This window comes from Cellulomonas algicola, assembly GCF_019024305.1.
Taxonomy (GTDB): Bacteria; Actinomycetota; Actinomycetes; order Actinomycetales; family Cellulomonadaceae; genus Cellulomonas; species Cellulomonas algicola.
In genome coordinates this window covers 1-16951 of record NZ_JAHKSJ010000041.1, presented here as the reverse complement: position 1 = coordinate 16951, position 16951 = coordinate 1, and the positions used below count along the sequence as shown (strand labels likewise).

Genomic DNA, 16951 nt, shown 5'->3' with positions numbered 1-16951 from the left:
GCGTCGCCCGGGCCGCGCGACCGCGTCAGACGTACTGGTGGTAGGCGGGCAGGTCGAGGATCCCGTTGCCGGACAGGCCGATGACGATCGTCTCCGCCTCGGTCGCCGCGCGCGCGTGCGCGATGGCGCCGGCGACGGCGTGCGTCGACTCGGGCGCGGGGATGATCCCCTCGGCGCGCGCGAACTCGACGCCGGCGGCGAACGCGTCCTCCTGCTCGACGGCGATCGCGGACAGCAGCCCGAGCTCGTAGGCGTGCGACACCATCGGCGCCATGCCGTGGTAGCGCAGGCCGCCGGCGTGGATGGGCGGCGGCACGAAGTCCTTGCCGAGCGTGTGCATCTTGAGCAGCGGCGTGAGCCCGGCGACGTCGCCGAAGTCGTACCGGTACTCGCCCTGCGTCAGCGACGGGCACGCGGCGGGCTCGCACGCGACGATGCGGGTGGTCGCGCCGTCGCGCAGGTTGCGGCCGAGGAACGGGAACGCGAGCCCGCCGAGGTTCGACCCGCCGCCCGCGCAGCCGAACACGACGTCGGCCGTCTCGCCGATCTCGTCGAGCTGCGCGAGGGCCTCCTGGCCGATGACGGACTGGTGCAGCAGCACGTGGTTGAGCACGGACCCGAGCGCGTAGTGCGCCGCGGGGTTCGTCGCGGCGGCCTCGACGGCCTCGCTGATCGCCATGCCGAGCGACCCGGTGGTGTCGGGGTCGGCGGCGAGCATCGCGCGACCGGACTCCGTCAGGTCCGACGGCGACGGGTGGCACACGCCGCCGTACGTCTCCATCTGCATGCGGCGGTAGGGCTTGGCGTCGTACGACGCGCGCACCTGCCACACCTCGCACTCGAGCCCGAGCAGGGAGCACGCCATCGACAGCGACGCGCCCCACTGGCCCGCGCCGGTCTCGGTCGTGAGCTTCGTGATGCCCTCGACCGCGTTGTAGTACGCCTGCGCGACGGCCGTGTTCGGCTTGTGCGACCCGACCGGGCTCACGCCCTCGTACTTGTAGTAGATCCGCGCGGGCGTGCCGAGCGCGCGCTCGAGCCGCACGGCGCGCACCAGCGGCGACGGCCGCCACAGCGCGTACAGCTCGCGCACGGTCTGCGGGATCTCGACCCAGCGCTCCGTCGTCACCTCCTGCGCGATGAGCGCCATCGGGAACAGCGGGGCCAGGTCGTCGGGCGTGAGCGGCTCGCGCGTGCTGGGGTGCAGCGCGGGCGGGCACGGCTCGGGCAGGTCGGCCGCGAGGTTGTACCAGTGGGTCGGCACGGACGAGGGGACGACGACCCCGAGCGGGTCGGTCCGGGGGGCGGGGCGCACGTCGTCGGGCGTGGTGGTCATGGCGCGACCCTAGGCCGCGACGACGGCGCCCCGCGCCGGAACGGTGCTCAGATCGCGCAGGAGTCGTCCGTGCACGCGGCCGCGTCGGCGTCGCCGAGGACGGTCAGCGGGTTGGCCTCGCGCCATCCCGCCTCGAGCAGCTGCGTGAAGACCGCAGCGGGCTGCGCGCCCGACACGGCGATGCGTCGGTCCACGACGAAGAACGGCACACCCGTGACGCCGAGCAGGCGCGCCTGCGCCTCGTCGGCCCGCACGGCGTCGGCGGCGCGGTCGCCGTCGAGCACCTCGCGGACGTCGTCGTCGGACAGCCCGGCCGCGCCCATGCCCGCGGCGGCGGCGAGCTCGACGAGCGTCGCCGGGTCGCCCAGGTCGCGCCCGTGCTCGAAGTGCGCGGAGAACAGCGTCTCGACGAGCGCGTCCGCGAGCGGCGCCCCGCCGGCCTCGGCGGCGACGTGCACGAGCCGGTGCGCGTCGAACGTGTTGAACGCGAGCGCGCGGTCGAAGTCGTACGCGAGGCCCTCGCCCGCGGCCACGGCCGTCACGTGCGCGAACATCTCGCGCACGCGGTCGGCGGGCATGCCCTTGTGCTCGACGAGTGCGTCGACCTCCGGACGTCCCGGCCCGGTGGGCGTGTCGGGGGAGAGCTCGTAGGAGCGCCACGTGACGCGCACGTGCGCGCGGTGCGGGAACTCGGCCAGCGCGGAGGCGAACCGGCGCTTGCCGATGAAGCACCACGGGCACGCGATGTCCGACCAGACCTCGACGTGCAGCGGGCGCGGGCCGACGACGGACCCGTCGACGTGGTCGAGGGTGCGGAGGGTGGTCACGGGAGGATCAGGACCTTTCCGGTGGTGGAGCGCGACTCGAGCGCGCGGTGGGCGTCGGCCGCGTCGGCCAGGGGGAACGTGGCACCGACCCGCACGTCGAGCGTGCCCGCGAGGACGGCGTCGAACAGCTCGCGAGCGCGCCAGTCGAGCTCGTCGCGGGTCGCGGTGTGGTCGCCGAGCGTCGGGCGGGTGAGGAACAGCGAGCCGCCGGAGTTGAGCCGCTGCGGGTCGAACGGCGGCACCGGCCCGGACGACGCGCCGAACAGCACGAGCGTGCCGCGCCGGGCGAGCGACGCGAGGGACGCGTCGAAGGTGTCCTTGCCCACGGAGTCGTAGACGGCGTGCACGCCGCGCCCGCCCGTGAGGTCGCGCACGAGCGCGGGCAGCTCCGTGGTGAGGTCGTCGAGCTCGCGGTAGCGGATGACGTCGGCGGCGCCGGCCGCGCGCGCGAGCGCCTCCTTCTCGGCGGTCCCGACGGTCGCGATGACGCGCGCGCCCCGCTGGGCCGCGAGCTGCGTGAGCAGCAGACCGACGCCGCCCGCGGCGGCGTGCACGAGCACGTCGTGGCCGACCGCGACGGGGAACGAGGACGTGACGAGGTAGTGCGCGGTCATGCCCTGCAGGGGGAGCGCGGCGGCGACCTGGTCGTCGACGCCCGCGGGGACGACGAGCACGTCCCGCTCGGCGACGAGCGCGAGCTCGGCGTACGCGCCGGGCGACGCGGCCCAGGCCACCCGGTCACCGGGAGCGACGAGCGTGACGTCGGCGCCGACGGCGACGACCTCGCCGGACCCCTCGGCCCCCACGACGTGCGGGTAGGAGACGCGGTACAGCCCGCTGCGGCGGTAGGTGTCGATGAAGTTCACGCCCGCGGCGGCGACGCGCACGAGCACCTGGTCGGGACCGGGCTCGGGGTCGGGCACGTCACGGAGCTCGAGGACGTCGGGACCGCCCGCGGCGGTGGCGAGGATGGCGCGCACGTCAGCCGCAACGCGGCTCCGTCGGCGCGTCATCCCGGAATCGTGCACGTATCTTCGTGCACCACCGTGTATGTTCATGCACATGACGTTCAGCGTGGCGGTCGCGGGGGCCAGCGGGTACGCCGGGGGCGAGATGCTCCGGGTGCTCCTCGCGCACCCCGAGGCCCGCATCGGTGCCCTCACGGCCCACTCCAACGCGGGCGCGACCCTCGGCGGCATCCACCCGCACCTGCGCTCCCTCGCGGACCGGGTCCTCGCGCCGACGGGTGTCGAGGCGCTCGCGGGGCACGACGTCGTCGTGCTCGCCCTTCCGCACGGCGCGAGCGGCGCCGTCGCCGCCGAGCTCGCGGAGCGCGGGGACGGCGCGATCGTCGTCGACCTCGGTGCGGACCACCGCCTCGTGGATCCCGTCGCGTGGGAGACGTACTACGGCAGCGCGCACGCCGGCACCTGGCCCTACGGCCTGCCCGAGCTGCTGCACGCCGGCGAGCCGACGGCCTCCGCCCAGCGCGACGCGCTCGCGGGCGCGCGACGCATCGCCGTCCCCGGCTGCAACGTCACCGCGGTCACGCTCGGCCTCCAGCCCGGCGTCGCCGCGGGCGTGATCGAGCCCGTCGACGTGGTCGCGGTCCTCGCCGTCGGCTACTCCGGCGCCGGTCGGACCCTCAGGACGCACCTCCTCGCGAGCGAGGCCCTCGGCTCCGCGCAGCCGTACGCCGTCGGTGGCACGCACCGGCACATCCCGGAGATCGCCCAGAACCTCCGGGCCGCGGGCGCGCCCGACGTGACGATCTCGTTCACCCCGACGCTCGTGCCGATGTCGCGCGGCATCCTCGCGACGGCGACCGCCCGGCTCGTCGAGGGCACCGCCCCGGCGGCCGTGCGCGCCGCGTGGGAGGCCGCCTACGCCGACGAGCCGTTCGTGCAGCTGCTCCCCGAGGGGCAGTGGCCGACGACGGCTGCGACGCTGGGCGCGAACACCGCGCTCGTGCAGGTCGCGGTCGACGCGCGCGCCGGCCGCGTCGTGACCGTGACGGCGATCGACAACCTCGTCAAGGGGACCGCGGGCGGCGCGCTGCAGTCGCTCAACCTCGCGCTCGGCCTGCCCGAGACGCTCGGCCTCCCGCTCGAGGGCGTCGCGCCGTGAGCGGCACGAGCGTGACGAGCACCGGCCTGACAGTGGACCAGGAGGACTGATGGCACAGCAGACCGCCGTCGACACCGACGACCTCGCCTCGCCCGGCGTGACCGCCGCCGCGGGCTTCCGCGCGTCCGGCGTGACCGCCGGGCTCAAGGCGTCCGGCCGCCCGGACCTCGCGCTCGTCGTCAACGACGGGCCGCTGCAGGTCGGCACGGCCGTGTTCACGACGAACCGCGTGGTCGGCGCACCCGTCGTGTGGTCGCGCCAGGTCGTCGCCGACAGCACGGTCTCGGCCGTCGTCCTCAACTCGGGCGGCGCGAACGTCTGCACGGGCCCGGACGGGTTCGCCGACGTGCACCGCACGGCCGAGAAGGTCGCCGACGTCCTCGACGTCTCCGCGGGCGACGTGGTCGTGGCGTCGACCGGCCTGATCGGTGAGCGCCTGCCCATCGAGAAGCTCCTCGCGGGCGTCGACGAGGCCGCCGCGGCGCTGCACGGCGAGGGCGGCCCCGACGCGGCGACCGCGATCATGACGACCGACACCGTCGCCAAGACGGCGCACGTCACCGTCCCGGGCGACTTCGGCACCTTCACCGTGGGCGGCATGGCGAAGGGCGCGGGCATGCTCGCCCCGGGCCTCGCGACGATGCTGTGCGTCATCACGACCGACGCGGTCGTCGACGCGGACGTCGCCGCCGACGCGCTGCGCACCGCCACGCGTGCCACGTTCGACCGCGTCGACTCCGACGGCTGCATGTCGACCTCGGACACGGTCGCCCTGCTGGTCTCCGGCGCGAGCGGCGCGACGCCCGACCCGGCGGGCTTCGCCGCCGCGCTCACCGCCGTGTGCGGTCAGCTCGCGCGGCAGCTCGTCGCCGACGCGGAGGGTGCGACGCACGACGTCGCGATCACCGTGGTCGGCGCCGAGACCGAGGACGCGGCGGTCGCCGTCGGCCGCGCCGTGGCCCGCTCCAACCTCTTCAAGGCCGCGATCTTCGGCAACGACCCGAACTGGGGCCGCGTGCTCGCGCAGGTCGGGACGGTGCCCGAGTCGGTCGCCGCGTTCGACCCCGAGCTCCTCGACGTCACGATCAACGGCGTGCAGGTCTGCCGGGCCGGGGGAGCGCACGCGCCCCGCACCGAGGTCGACCTCGCCGCGAACCGCGAGGTGCACGTCCTCATCGACCTCCACGCGGGCACCGAGCTCGCGACGATCTGGACCAACGACCTCACGCACGACTACGTCCACGAGAACAGCGCGTACTCCACATGAGCGGCATCCCCGACGACTTCGTCTTCGACACCCGGACGGACCTGCGCCCGGACCAGAAGGCGGAGGTGCTGATCCAGGCGCTGCCCTGGCTGCAGAAGTTCAGCGGCGCGCTGGTCGTCGTGAAGTACGGCGGCAACGCGATGATCGACGACACGCTCAAGCGCGCGTTCGCCGAGGACATGGTGTTCCTGCACCAGGTCGGCCTGCGGCCGGTCGTCGTGCACGGCGGCGGCCCCCAGATCAACGCGATGCTCGACCGGCTCGGCATCGAGTCGGAGTTCCGGGGCGGCCTGCGCGTCACGACGCCCGAGGCCATGGACGTCGTCCGCATGGTGCTGACCGGCCAGGTGTCGCGCGAGCTCGTCGGGCTCCTGAACGCGTACGGCCCGCACGCGGTCGGCCTCTCGGGCGAGGACGGCGGCCTGTTCCAGGCGCGCCGCCGCACCGCGGTCGTCGACGGCGAGCACGTGGACGTCGGCCTCGTGGGCGACGTCGTGCACGTCAACCCGGGCGCCGTGCAGGACCTGCTCGACGCGGGTCGCATCCCGGTGGTGTCGACGGTCGCCCCGGACATCGACGACCCGACGCAGGTGCTCAACGTCAACGCCGACACCGCAGCCGCGGCGCTCGCGGTCGCGCTCGGCGCGCGTAAGCTCATCGTCCTCACGGACGTCGAGGGCCTCTACACGAGCTGGCCCGACCGCACGTCGCTCGTGCGCCGCCTGCGCTCCCGCGAGCTCGCCGAGCTGCTGCCGTCCCTCGACGCGGGCATGCGCCCGAAGATGGAGGCGTGCTGGCGCGCCGTCGAGGGCGGCGTCGGCCGTGCCCACGTGATCGACGGCCGCGCCCCGCACTCGATCCTCGTCGAGGTCTTCACGTCCGACGGCATCGGCACGATGGTGCTGCCGGACGAGGAGCCCGCCGACGCCCCGTTCACCGCCCCCGTGCCGGCCGTCCGGCCCACCCCGGAGGTCCCCGCATGAGCACCGACGTCACGCCCTCGGGCGCCCGGCACCGGGCCTCGGCGGCCCCCGACGCCTCGCTGCCCGTCCAGGCCGTCGACGGCTCGGTCGCGCAGTGGACCGAGCGCTACACGCACGCGCTCATGGACACGTTCGGCGCCCCGCAGCGCGTCCTCGTGCGTGGCGAGGGCCCGTACGTGTGGGACGCCGACGGCCGCCGCTACCTCGACCTGCTCGGCGGGATCGCGGTCAACTCGCTCGGCCACGCGCACCCGACGCTGACCGCGGCGATCAGCGCGCAGCTCGGCACCCTCGGGCACGTGTCGAACTTCTTCGCGAGCCCGACGCAGATCGCGTTCGCGGAGCGGCTCCTGTCGCTCGCGCAGGCACCGGAGGGGTCGCGCGTCTTCCTCACCAACTCCGGCACGGAGGCGAACGAGGCGGCGTTCAAGCTCGCCCGGCGCAACGGCGGCCCGGACCGCCCGCGGGTCCTCGCGCTCGAGGGCGCGTTCCACGGCCGGTCCATGGGCGCGCTCGCGCTCACCCACAAGGCGGCCTACCGCGAGCCGTTCGAGCCGCTGCCCGGCGGTGTCGAGTTCCTGCCGTTCGGCGACGCCGCCGCGCTCGAGGCCGCGTTCGCCGACGGTGCGGGCACCCAGGTCGCCGCGCTGGTCGTGGAGCCGATCCAGGGCGAAGCGGGTGTGCGCCCGCTGCCGCCGGGCTACCTCGCGCTCGCGCGGCGTCTCACGGCCGAGCACGGCGCGCTGCTCATCCTCGACGAGGTGCAGACGGGGATGGGCCGGACGGGCTCGTGGCTCGCGTACCAGCAGCCGGAGATCGGCGGCGGCATCGTGCCGGACGCGGTCACGCTCGCGAAGGGCCTCGGCGGCGGGTTCCCCGTCGGCGCGCTCGTCGCGTACGGCGAGCGGACGGCCACGCTGCTGGGCCGCGGCCAGCACGGCACGACGTTCGGCGGCAACCCGGTCGCCGCGGCGGCGGGCCTGGCGACGATCGCGGTGATCGAGCGCGACGGCCTGCTCGACCACGTCCGGACGCTCGGCGCCACGCTGCGCGCGCGGATCTCCGGTCTCGGCCACCCGCTGGTGACCGACGTGCGCGGTGCGGGTCTCCTGATCGCGATCGAGCTGGCCCGGCCCGTCGCGCCGCAGGTCGCCGCAGCGGCGCTCGAGGCGGGCTTCGTCGTCAACCCGTGCACGCCGACCACGATCCGGCTCGCCCCGCCGTTCGTCCTCACCGAGGAGCAGGCGGGCACGTTCGTCGACTTCCTCGCCGCGGTCCCGGCGGACCTGGGGGCCGACGCATGACGCGGCACTTCCTGCGCGACGACGACCTGACGCCCGCGGAGCAGCGCGAGGTCCTCGAGCTCGCGCTCGCGTTCCGCGACGACCGGTACGTGCGCCGCCCGCTGGTCGGCCCGCGGGCGGTCGCGGTGATCTTCGACAAGCCCACGCTGCGCACGCAGGTGTCGTTCACGACGGGCGTCGCCGAGCTCGGCGGCTACCCGCTGCTCGTCGAGGGCAAGCTCGCGCAGATCGGCGTGCGTGAGTCGGTCGCCGACACGGCGCGCGTGCTCGGCCGGCAGGTCGCGGCGGTCGTCTGGCGGACGTTCGAGCAGTCGCGGCTCGACGAGATGGCGCAGCACGCGGGCGTCCCCGTCGTGAACGCGCTGACGGACCTGTTCCACCCGTGCCAGGTGCTCGCGGACCTCGCGACGGTCGCGCTGCACCGCGGCGGCGTCGGGCGGCTCGCGGGCCAGACGCTCGCGTACGTGGGCGACGGCGCGAACAACATGGCGCACTCCTACCTCCTGGGCGGCGCGACGGCCGGGCTGCACGTGCGGATCGGCACGCCCGACGGGTACCCGCCCGACGCGGGCGTCCTCGCCGACGCGGCGGCGATCGCCGAGCGCACGGGCGGCTCGGTCGCGGTCGTCGGCTCGCTCGCCGAGGCCGTGACGGGTGCCGACGTCGTCGCGACCGACACGTGGGTCTCGATGGGCCAGGAGGGCGAGGCCGCCGCGCGCGAGACGCCGTTCGTGCCGTTCCGGGTCGACGCGGCCGCCCTGGCGATCGCCGCGCCCGACGCGATCGTCCTGCACTGCCTGCCCGCCTACCGCGGCAAGGAGATCACCGCCGACGTGCTCGACGGCCCGCAGTCGGTCGTCTGGGACGAGGCCGAGTTCCGTCTGCACGCGCAGAAGGCGCTCCTGACCTGGCTGCTGGAGCAGTCGTGACTGTCGCGTCCGGGCCGGTCCCGTCGACCAAGGCGGCGCGCCAGGCGCTCGTCCAGTCGCTGCTGACCCGCGGCACGGTGCACTCGCAGCAGCAGCTCGCGGAGCTCCTCGCCGCCGAGGGCGTGTCCGTCACGCAGGCGACGCTCTCGCGCGACCTCGTCGAGCTGCGTGCCGTGAAGGTGCGCACCCCGTCGGGTGGGCTCGCCTACGCGGTCCCGGCCGAGGGCGGGCACCGCACCGCGACGACGGGCGTCGACGAGGAGATGCTCGCCGCGCGGCTCGCGCGCCTGTGCGCGGAGCTCCTGGTCACCGCGGAGGCGTCGGGCAACCTCGTCGTCCTGCGCACCCCGCCGGGCGCGGCGCAGTTCCTCGCCTCGGCGATCGACCACTCGGTGCTGCCCGCCGTGCTCGGCACGATCGCGGGCGACGACACCGTCCTCGTCATCGCCCGCGAGGGCGACGACACCGCCGGGCCGGCGGCCGCGGGCACCGCGCTCGCGGCCCGCTTCCTCGCGCTCGCGACCGACGCGCGACCCGAGTCGCGTCAGCGCACCCTCGACTGAGCACCCCCAGACCCGCACACCCCCTGAGAAGAGAGAAGTTCCATGACTGAGCGTGTCGTCCTCGCGTACTCCGGCGGCCTGGACACGTCCGTCGGCATCGGCTGGATCGCGGAGGCCACCGGTGCCGAGGTCATCGCCGTGGCGGTCGACGTCGGCCAGGGCGGCGAGGACCTCGAGGTCATCCGTCGGCGTGCGCTCGACTGCGGCGCGGTCGAGGCGTACGTCGCCGACGCGCGCGACGAGTTCGCCGCCGAGTACTGCATGCCCGCCCTCAAGGCGAACGGCCTGTACCTCGACCGCTACCCGCTGGTCTCGGCGCTCTCGCGTCCGGTGATCGTCAAGCACCTCGTGCGCGCCGCCCGCCAGTTCGGCGCGACGACCGTCGCGCACGGCTGCACCGGCAAGGGCAACGACCAGGTCCGCTTCGAGGTCGGCATCACCTCGCTCGCGCCCGACCTGACCTGCCTCGCACCCGTCCGCGACCTCGCGCTCACGCGCGACAAGGCGATCGACTTCGCCGAGAAGCACGACCTGCCGATCGCGACGACCAAGCACAACCCGTTCTCGATCGACCAGAACGTGTGGGGCCGCGCCGTCGAGACGGGGTTCCTCGAGGACATCTGGAACGCCCCGACGAAGGACGTCTACACCTACACCGACGACCCGACGTTCCCCCCGGTCGCCGACGAGGTCGTCGTCACGTTCGAGGCCGGTGTCCCGGTCGCGCTCGACGGCGTGCCGGTCACGCCGCTCCAGGCCATCCAGGAGATGAACCGCCGTGCGGGCGCCCAGGGCGTCGGCCGGATCGACATCGTCGAGGACCGCCTCGTCGGCATCAAGTCCCGCGAGGTCTACGAGGCGCCGGGCGCGATCGCGCTCATCGCCGCGCACCAGGAGCTCGAGAACGTCACCGTCGAGCGCGAGCAGGCCCGGTTCAAGCGCGGCGTCGAGCAGCGCTGGACCGAGCTCGTCTACGACGGCCAGTGGTTCTCGCCCCTCAAGAAGTCGCTCGACGTGTTCATCGACGACACCCAGAAGTACGTCTCGGGCGACGTGCGCCTCGTTCTGCACGGCGGTCGCGCGACCGTGTCGGGCCGCCGCTCCGACGCGTCGCTCTACGACTTCAACCTCGCGACGTACGACACGGGCGACACGTTCGACCAGTCCGCCGCCCGCGGGTTCATCGAGATCTACGGCCTGTCGTCCAAGCTCGCCGCGGCGCGCGACGTGCGTTTCGGCAACGCCGAGGACCTCGGCTCGCAGGGTGGGATCGGCAGTGTCTGACGAGCAGGCACCCCTGGCCCTGTGGGGCGGCCGGTTCGCGTCCGGACCGGCCGCCGCGCTCGCCGACCTGTCGCGGTCGACGCACTTCGACTGGCGGCTCGCCGACCACGACATCTCGGGGTCGGTCGCGCACGCGCGCGTCCTGCACCGGGCCGGGCTGCTCACCGCCGACGAGCTCGACGGCATGGTCGACGCGCTCGAGCGGCTGCGCGCCGACGTCGCGTCGGGCGCGTTCGGCCCGGCGCCCGACGACGAGGACGTGCACACGGCCCTCGAGCGCGGCCTGATCGAGCGCGCCGGCGCCGACCTCGGCGGCAAGCTGCGCGCGGGGCGCTCGCGCAACGACCAGATCGCGACGCTCGTGCGGATGTACCTGCGCGAGCAGGCGCGCGTCCTGTCGGGTCTCGTGCTCGACGTCGTCGACGCGCTCGTCGCGCAGGCGTCGGCCGCGGGCGACGCCCCGATGCCGGGCCGCACGCACCTGCAGCACGCGCAGCCGGTCCTCCTCGCGCACCACCTGCTGGCGCACGCGTGGCCGCTGCTGCGCGACGTCGGCCGCTGGGTCGACTGGGACGCGCGCGCCGCGCGCTCGCCCTACGGCTCGGGTGCGCTCGCCGGTTCGTCGCTCGGGCTCGACCCGGCCGCGGTCGCGGCGGAGCTCGGGTTCGACGGTCCCGTCGAGAACTCGATCGACGGCACCGCGTCGCGCGACGTCGTCGCGGAGTTCGCGTTCGTCGCCGCGATGCTCGCGGTCGACGTCTCCCGGCTCGCGGAGGAGGTCGTGCTCTGGTCGACCAAGGAGTTCGGCTTCGTGCGGCTGCACGACGCCTACTCCACGGGGTCGAGCATCATGCCGCAGAAGAAGAACCCGGACGTCGCCGAGCTCGCGCGCGGCAAGGCGGGGCGCCTCGTCGGCGACCTCACCGGCCTGCTCACGACGCTCAAGGGCCTCCCGCTCGCGTACAACCGCGACCTGCAGGAGGACAAGGAGCCGGTGTTCGACCAGGTCGACCAGCTGACGGTCCTCCTGCCCGCGTTCGCGGGGATGGTCGCGACCCTCACGTTCGACACCGACCGCATGGCCGAGCTCGCGCCGCAGGGCTTCTCGCTGGCCACGGACGTCGCCGAGTGGCTCGTCCGCGAGGGCGTGGCGTTCCGGGTCGCGCACGAGATCGCCGGGGCGTGCGTCCGCGCGTGCGAGGAGCGGAAGCCCGCGATCGAGCTGTGGGAGCTCAGCGACGACGACCTCCTCGCGATCTCCCCGCACCTCACGAGCGGGGTCCGGTCGGTCCTGTCCGTCGAGGGCTCGCTCGCCTCGCGCGACGCCGCCGGCGGCACCGCCCCCGTGCGCGTCGCCGAGCAGCTCGCGGCCGCGCGCGAGGCGGCGACGGCCCTGCGTGCGCGCTTCGCCCCGGACTGACGCGGGCAGAACCCTCATCGCGAGGGGTCGTCGACCGATGGGTCCGGCGACCCCACGTCGGCTCGCGTCAGCCCTCGGCGTGGTCGGCACGACGAGGAGCGACACCCGAGTGAGCACCACCGGCACGGCCGTGAGTCCTGACGTCCACCCCGCGAAGGGGGCCGCCCGGTCGGCGCGGCGGGCGGCCGCGCTGGACCGGCCGTACCTGAGCACCCTCACGGGCTTCCAGCGGTGGTTCGCGAACATGTCGATCCGCGCGAAGGTCCTCACGCTCGCGCTCGTCATGCTCACGATGACCCTGGCCGTCGTCGTCGTCGCCTGGGTGGACGGCACCGAGGTCGTCGCGCTCGCGGGCGGCGACCCGGCGGTCGCGGAGCACGTCGGCGCGACGCGCCGCACGCTCCTCGGCCTCGGCGTCGGCGCGACGGTGCTCGCGGGCGGCCTCACCACGTGGGGCGCCCACGCGATCGACCGCGAGCTGAGCCGGCTGTTCCGGGTGTCCGCCGCGGTGGAGGCCGGCGACCTCACCCAGCGCACGCGGCTCGACAACCGCGACCAGATCGGCCGCGCGGGCCGTGCGCTCGACACCGGCCTCGACGCGCTGCACGGCTCGCTCCGGGGCGTCGCCGACGAGGTGGTCGTCCTCCACGACGCGGCGCAGCAGCTCGACGACGGCAACCGGACGCTGTCGGCCACGGCCGAGCGTGCGAGCTCCGACGCCGACGCCGCCGCCTCGGCGGCCGAGCAGGTCGCGCAGACCGTCCGGTCCGTCGCGGCCGGTGCCGACCAGATGGGCGCCTCGATCCGGCAGATCGCGAGCAACGCGGGCGAGGCGCTGCACGTCGCGACCGAGGCGACGACCGCCGTGGACGAGGCGGTCCGCACCGTCGGACGCCTCGGCGACTCCTCGGAGCAGATCGGCGCCGTCGTGCGGCTCATCACGTCGATCGCGGAGCAGACGAACCTGCTGGCGCTCAACGCGACCATCGAGGCGGCCCGGGCGGGCGACGCGGGCAAGGGCTTCGTCGTCGTCGCGAACGAGGTCAAGGAGCTCGCGGGCGAGACCGCGCGCGCGACGGACGAGATCGCGCGCCGGATCGCGGCGATCCAGGTCGACACCACGGCCGCGGTGGACGCCATCGGACGCATCACCCAGGTCATCGCGGCGATCAACGAGTACCAGTCCACGATCGCCGCGGCGGTCGAGGAGCAGTCCGCGACGACCGCCGCGATGTCGCGCGGCGTCGGCGAGGCGGCGACGGGCATCGGGGAGATCGCGACGTCCGTGTCGTCGGTCGCGGGCGGTGCGGGGCGGACCAGCGACGCCCTCGCGCGCGAGAGCGTCACCGTCGGGTCGATCGCGGAGGTGTCGGAGCGCCTGGCGTCCTCGACGGCCGCGTTCCGCCTCTGACCGGCATGATGTCCTCTCCGTCGAGAGGAGGCCGCGTGACCGTTCCGACGTCCGGGACCGACGCCGTCGACGCGGTCGTCGCGCGGGCGCGTGCCGCCCGGCCCCGCCTCGGTGGTGTGCGGCTCGTCTGCGTCGACGGCCCGGCCGGCTCCGGCAAGTCGACGCTCGCGCGCCGGGTCGGCGCGGCACTGGGCGCGACCGTGCTCCACGTCGACGACCTGCTCGACGGGTGGTCCGACCTCGAGGGCGTGTGGGAGCGGCTCGACGCGCAGGTGCTCGGGCCGCTCGCGGCCGGTCGGCCGGGCCGTTACCGCCGGTACGACTGGACGGCGGGCGCGTTCGCCGAGTGGCACGACGTCCCGGTGCCTGACGTCCTGGTCCTCGACGGCTGCGGGTCGGCGCGGACCGCGGCGGACCCGGTCGCGGCGGTGAAGGTCTGGGTCGAAGCACCCCGCGACCTGCGCCTGTCGCGCGGGCTCGAGCGCGACGGCGCCGACGCCCGCGAGCACTGGCTCGCGTGGATGGTCGCCGAGCAGGAGCACTTCGCCCGGGAGCGCACGCGCGAGCGCGCGGACGTGCACGTCGACGCCGTCGGCCGCCTCGTCGAGCGCTGATCGCACGGCCCGTCCGCCGATGGTCGCGCGGCTTCACCGCGAAGATCGGGCGGTCCGGGCGGCGTGGGGTGCGTGGTCGGCACGGCGACGCTCGCGCGGTCCGCACGCCGACGCTCGGCGTCCGCGACCCGGATCGGCGAGCCGGTCGCGCGGCCGGTGCGGCAGGATGAGCGCGTGACCCAGCCCAGCGAGGTACCGACGACACCGGACGCGGCCGACCCGCGCGCGGTCGTCGCGGTGCCCGCCCGCGTCTGGTACAGCCGCGACGTGCACGTCGTCGCCCGGGACCTGCTGGGCTCCTACCTGACGTCGCGGTCGCCCGAGGGCGACGTGACGGTGCGCCTCACCGAGGTCGAGGCCTACGGCGGCGCCGACGACCCGGGCTCGCACGCCTACCGCGGCCGCACGTCGCGCAACGCGGTGATGTTCGCGGAGCCCGGACGCCTGTACGTCTACCGCCACCTGGGCCTGCACCACTGCCTCAACGTCGTCGCCCAGCCGACGGGCAGCCCGGCCGCGGTCCTGCTCCGCGCGGGCGAGGTCGTCGAGGGCGAGGACCTCGCGTGGGAGCGTCGCGAGCGCGTCGGCGTCGTCGACTCCCAGCGGCAGCTGGCACGTGGCCCCGCCCGGCTGGCGGTGTGCCTCGGCCTGGACCTGCGCGCCAACGGTGCGGACCTCACGGAGGCCGGCGGCGCGACCGTGCTGCACCGGCACGCGGGGTCGTCGCTGTCCGCGCACGCGTCGGGCCCGCGCGTCGGCGTGTCCGGCGCCGGCGGCGAGGCGCACTTCCCCTGGCGCTACTGGCTGACGGGGGAGCGCACCGTGTCGGCGTACCGGCCCGCGTATCGGCGGCCGGCGTCGGTAGACGTCCCGTGAGGACGACGACGTCGGCCCTGTGCCCACCGCGCTCCGCGGGTCGCGTGCTCGCGCGGGGCAGCCGGCCCGTCCACGGCGTGCCGGCGACCTCGGACGCGACGCACGCCCAGGACTCGCGGCCCGCCCGGGACGCGCGGTCCCCCCGGAGCACCCCGCCTCTCGAGGGCGCCGTGACCACGGCCGCCCCGACCTTCGCAGGAGAACCCTCGTGACCCACATCCTCGACGAGCTCGCGTGGCGCGGTCTCGTCGCCCAGACCACCGACGCCGACGCGCTGCGCGCCGCCCTCTCGGACGGCCAGGTGACGCTGTACTGCGGCTTCGACCCGACCGCGCCGAGCCTGCACATCGGCAACCTGGTCCAGATCCTCACCGTGCGGCGCCTCCAGGACGCCGGTCACCGCCCGCTCGCGCTCGTCGGCGGCGCGACCGGGCTCATCGGCGACCCGAAGATGACGGGCGAGCGCACCCTCAACTCGCCGGAGATCGTCGCCGGCTGGGTCGAGCGCATCCGCCGCCAGATCGAGCCGCTGCTGCGCTTCGACGGCCCGGCCGCCGCGACCATGGTGAACAACCTCGACTGGACGGCACCGCTGTCGGCGATCGACTTCCTGCGCGACGTCGGCAAGCACTTCCGCCTCGGCACCATGCTCGCGAAGGACACCGTCGCGCGTCGACTCAGCAGCGAGCAGGGCATCAGCTTCACCGAGTTCAGCTACCAGATCCTGCAGGGCATGGACTTCCTGGAGCTGCACCGTCGGCACGGCGTGACGCTCCAGACCGGCGGGAGCGACCAGTGGGGCAACCTCCTCTCGGGCGTCGAGCTCATCCGCAAGGTCGAGGGCACCGCCGTCCACGCGCTGACCACGCCGCTCGTGACGAAGGCCGACGGCACCAAGTTCGGCAAGACGGAGGCCGGCACCGTGTGGCTCGACGCCGAGCTCACGACGCCGTACGCCTTCTACCAGTTCTGGCTCAACGCCGACGACGCCGACGTCGTGAAGTACCTGAAGATCTTCACGTTCCGCTCGCACGAGCAGATCGAGGAGCTCGCCGACGCGGTGGTGCAGCGACCGGCCGCCCGCGAGGCGCAGCGCGCCCTGGCGCACGACGTCACGTCGCTCGTGCACGGCACCGCCGCGGCCGACAAGGTGGTCGCGGCGAGCCAGGCGCTCTTCGGCCGGGGGTCGCTCGGCGACCTCGACGAGTCGACGCTCGCCGCCGCCGTCGCCGAGCTCCCGACCGCTCCCGGCCGTGCGGGCGACCCGGTGGTCGACGTGCTCGCCGCGTCGGGCATCGTCGCCTCGAAGGCGGCGGCTCGCCGGGCGATCGGCGAGGGCGGCGCGTCGGTCAACAACGTCCGGGTCGAGGCGGAGGACGCGGTCCTGCGCACCGAGGACCTCCTGCACGGGAGGTGGGCGATCCTCCGCCGCGGCAAGCGCACCCTCGCGGTGGTCGACGCGCACGCCTGAACCACGCCAGCTCCAGCCGCACCGCTCGACCCCTCCCGGATGCCCGGTCCCCTCGTGGGGCCGGGCATCCGTCGTCGTCGAGGCGCACGCGTGGGCCCGCGCATCCGTGGTCGACGCGCACCCCGTGACCGCACCTCCGCCGTCGGGCAGCCCCCCACGCTCGCGGTCGACGGGACGGTCGTCCACCGGCCCGGCTTGCGCCCGAAAGCCGGGCCCGCGCCGCGCACGTCGACCGACCGTCAGTCGCACGGGGGTGCGCCCCGGAGCGCGTCAGTGAGCGCGGGGGCATCGGCACACGCAGGGGTCGGCCCGGGCGCGCGAGTCGCCCGGGCGGTCGGACCGGACATGCCGGACGCGCGAGGCCTGCAGGACCGGGGGAGCACCGGACCCCAGGGAAGGTCCGCCGGCAGCCCCGCGGGGCGTCGGCCCAGGTCAGGGCGCCCTTCGCGGCCTCAGACCGCGTCATCCGTATGCCTGGTGACGGGGGTCACCGCAACCGGATTTGCCTCCGCCGCCCGGGCCCGCGTAATGTTCTCGAT

General features: G+C 74.9%; 15 protein-coding genes. 12 read left to right on the top strand and 3 right to left on the bottom strand.

Going from position 1 to position 16951, the window contains the following annotated elements:
• Positions 1-25: 25 nt before the first annotated feature.
• Genes KOV94_RS20230 through KOV94_RS20220 form a run of 3 tightly spaced genes read right to left on the bottom strand, consistent with a single transcriptional unit; the run spans position 26 to position 3176 of the window.
• Positions 26-1336: a TrpB-like pyridoxal phosphate-dependent enzyme gene (locus KOV94_RS20230; protein ID WP_218053021.1), complete on the bottom strand. Its 1311-nt coding sequence runs from the start codon at positions 1334-1336 to the stop codon at positions 26-28.
• Between the two features lie 47 nt (positions 1337-1383).
• Positions 1384-2163 carry a DsbA family oxidoreductase gene (locus tag KOV94_RS20225; RefSeq protein WP_235843550.1) on the bottom strand — a complete coding sequence of 260 codons (780 nt, stop codon included), beginning with the start codon at positions 2161-2163 and terminating at the stop codon, positions 1384-1386.
• Positions 2160-3176, bottom strand: a complete 1017-nt coding sequence (locus KOV94_RS20220) for a quinone oxidoreductase family protein (protein ID WP_225917075.1) — start codon at positions 3174-3176, stop codon at positions 2160-2162. The genes KOV94_RS20225 and KOV94_RS20220 overlap by 4 nt, the downstream gene beginning before the upstream one ends.
• 49 nt (positions 3177-3225) lie before the next feature.
• Here KOV94_RS20220 and argC point away from each other — a divergent pair, with 49 nt between their 5' ends.
• The 12 genes from argC (at position 3226) to tyrS (ending at position 16412) form a co-directional block, all read left to right on the top strand.
• The gene (argC, locus tag KOV94_RS20215) at positions 3226-4290 is read left to right on the top strand and encodes an N-acetyl-gamma-glutamyl-phosphate reductase (RefSeq protein WP_218053020.1); all 1065 of its coding nucleotides are present in this window, start codon (positions 3226-3228) and stop codon (positions 4288-4290) included.
• Between the two features lie 49 nt (positions 4291-4339).
• The gene (gene argJ / locus KOV94_RS20210; protein WP_218053019.1) at positions 4340-5557 is read left to right on the top strand and encodes a bifunctional glutamate N-acetyltransferase/amino-acid acetyltransferase ArgJ; all 1218 of its coding nucleotides are present in this window, start codon (positions 4340-4342) and stop codon (positions 5555-5557) included.
• On the top strand, positions 5554-6540 hold the full coding sequence (gene argB / locus KOV94_RS20205; protein WP_218053018.1) for an acetylglutamate kinase: 987 nt from the start codon (positions 5554-5556) through the stop codon (positions 6538-6540). The genes argJ and argB overlap by 4 nt, the downstream gene beginning before the upstream one ends.
• Positions 6537-7844 (top strand): acetylornithine transaminase, encoded by a 1308-nt coding sequence (locus KOV94_RS20200; protein ID WP_124342595.1) that lies wholly within the window; start codon positions 6537-6539, stop codon positions 7842-7844. The genes argB and KOV94_RS20200 overlap by 4 nt, the downstream gene beginning before the upstream one ends.
• Positions 7841-8773 carry an ornithine carbamoyltransferase gene (gene argF, locus KOV94_RS20195; RefSeq protein ID WP_218053017.1) on the top strand — a complete coding sequence of 311 codons (933 nt, stop codon included), beginning with the start codon at positions 7841-7843 and terminating at the stop codon, positions 8771-8773. The genes KOV94_RS20200 and argF overlap by 4 nt, the downstream gene beginning before the upstream one ends.
• Entirely contained in the window at positions 8770-9336 is a 567-nt protein-coding gene (locus KOV94_RS20190) for an arginine repressor (RefSeq protein ID WP_124342597.1), read from the top strand. The genes argF and KOV94_RS20190 overlap by 4 nt, the downstream gene beginning before the upstream one ends.
• A 42-nt stretch (positions 9337-9378) precedes the next feature.
• Complete coding sequence (locus tag KOV94_RS20185) at positions 9379-10620, top strand: argininosuccinate synthase (RefSeq protein WP_124342598.1); 1242 nt, start codon at positions 9379-9381, stop codon at positions 10618-10620.
• Complete coding sequence (gene argH / locus KOV94_RS20180) at positions 10613-12040, top strand: argininosuccinate lyase (RefSeq protein WP_124342599.1); 1428 nt, start codon at positions 10613-10615, stop codon at positions 12038-12040. Before KOV94_RS20185 ends, argH begins: the two co-directional genes overlap by 8 nt.
• A 109-nt stretch (positions 12041-12149) precedes the next feature.
• The gene (locus tag KOV94_RS21385; protein ID WP_218053016.1) at positions 12150-13451 is read left to right on the top strand and encodes a methyl-accepting chemotaxis protein; all 1302 of its coding nucleotides are present in this window, start codon (positions 12150-12152) and stop codon (positions 13449-13451) included.
• A 35-nt stretch (positions 13452-13486) separates the two neighbouring features.
• Positions 13487-14065, top strand: a complete 579-nt coding sequence (locus tag KOV94_RS20170; RefSeq protein WP_235843410.1) for a uridine kinase family protein — start codon at positions 13487-13489, stop codon at positions 14063-14065.
• A 174-nt stretch (positions 14066-14239) separates the two neighbouring features.
• Complete coding sequence (locus KOV94_RS20165; RefSeq protein WP_162351785.1) at positions 14240-14941, top strand: DNA-3-methyladenine glycosylase; 702 nt, start codon at positions 14240-14242, stop codon at positions 14939-14941.
• Positions 14942-15149: 208 nt separating this feature from the next.
• Positions 15150-16412 (top strand): tyrosine--tRNA ligase, encoded by a 1263-nt coding sequence (tyrS, locus tag KOV94_RS20160; protein ID WP_218053015.1) that lies wholly within the window; start codon positions 15150-15152, stop codon positions 16410-16412.
• Positions 16413-16951: the final 539 nt, after the last annotated feature.

What these genes read in the sequence shown, in the direction of transcription:
- KOV94_RS20220 (WP_225917075.1), bottom strand. Translation starts at nt 3,176, where the DNA reads ATGACGCGCCGACGGAGCCGCGTTGCGGCTGACGTGCGCGCCATCCTC.
- argF (WP_218053017.1), top strand. Translation starts at nt 7,841, where the DNA reads ATGACGCGGCACTTCCTGCGCGACGACGACCTGACGCCCGCGGAGCAG.
- argC (WP_218053020.1), top strand. Translation starts at nt 3,226, where the DNA reads ATGACGTTCAGCGTGGCGGTCGCGGGGGCCAGCGGGTACGCCGGGGGC.
- argJ (WP_218053019.1), top strand. Translation starts at nt 4,340, where the DNA reads ATGGCACAGCAGACCGCCGTCGACACCGACGACCTCGCCTCGCCCGGC.
- KOV94_RS20200 (WP_124342595.1), top strand. Translation starts at nt 6,537, where the DNA reads ATGAGCACCGACGTCACGCCCTCGGGCGCCCGGCACCGGGCCTCGGCG.
- KOV94_RS20185 (WP_124342598.1), top strand. Translation starts at nt 9,379, where the DNA reads ATGACTGAGCGTGTCGTCCTCGCGTACTCCGGCGGCCTGGACACGTCC.
- KOV94_RS20230 (WP_218053021.1), bottom strand. Translation starts at nt 1,336, where the DNA reads ATGACCACCACGCCCGACGACGTGCGCCCCGCCCCCCGGACCGACCCG.
- argB (WP_218053018.1), top strand. Translation starts at nt 5,554, where the DNA reads ATGAGCGGCATCCCCGACGACTTCGTCTTCGACACCCGGACGGACCTG.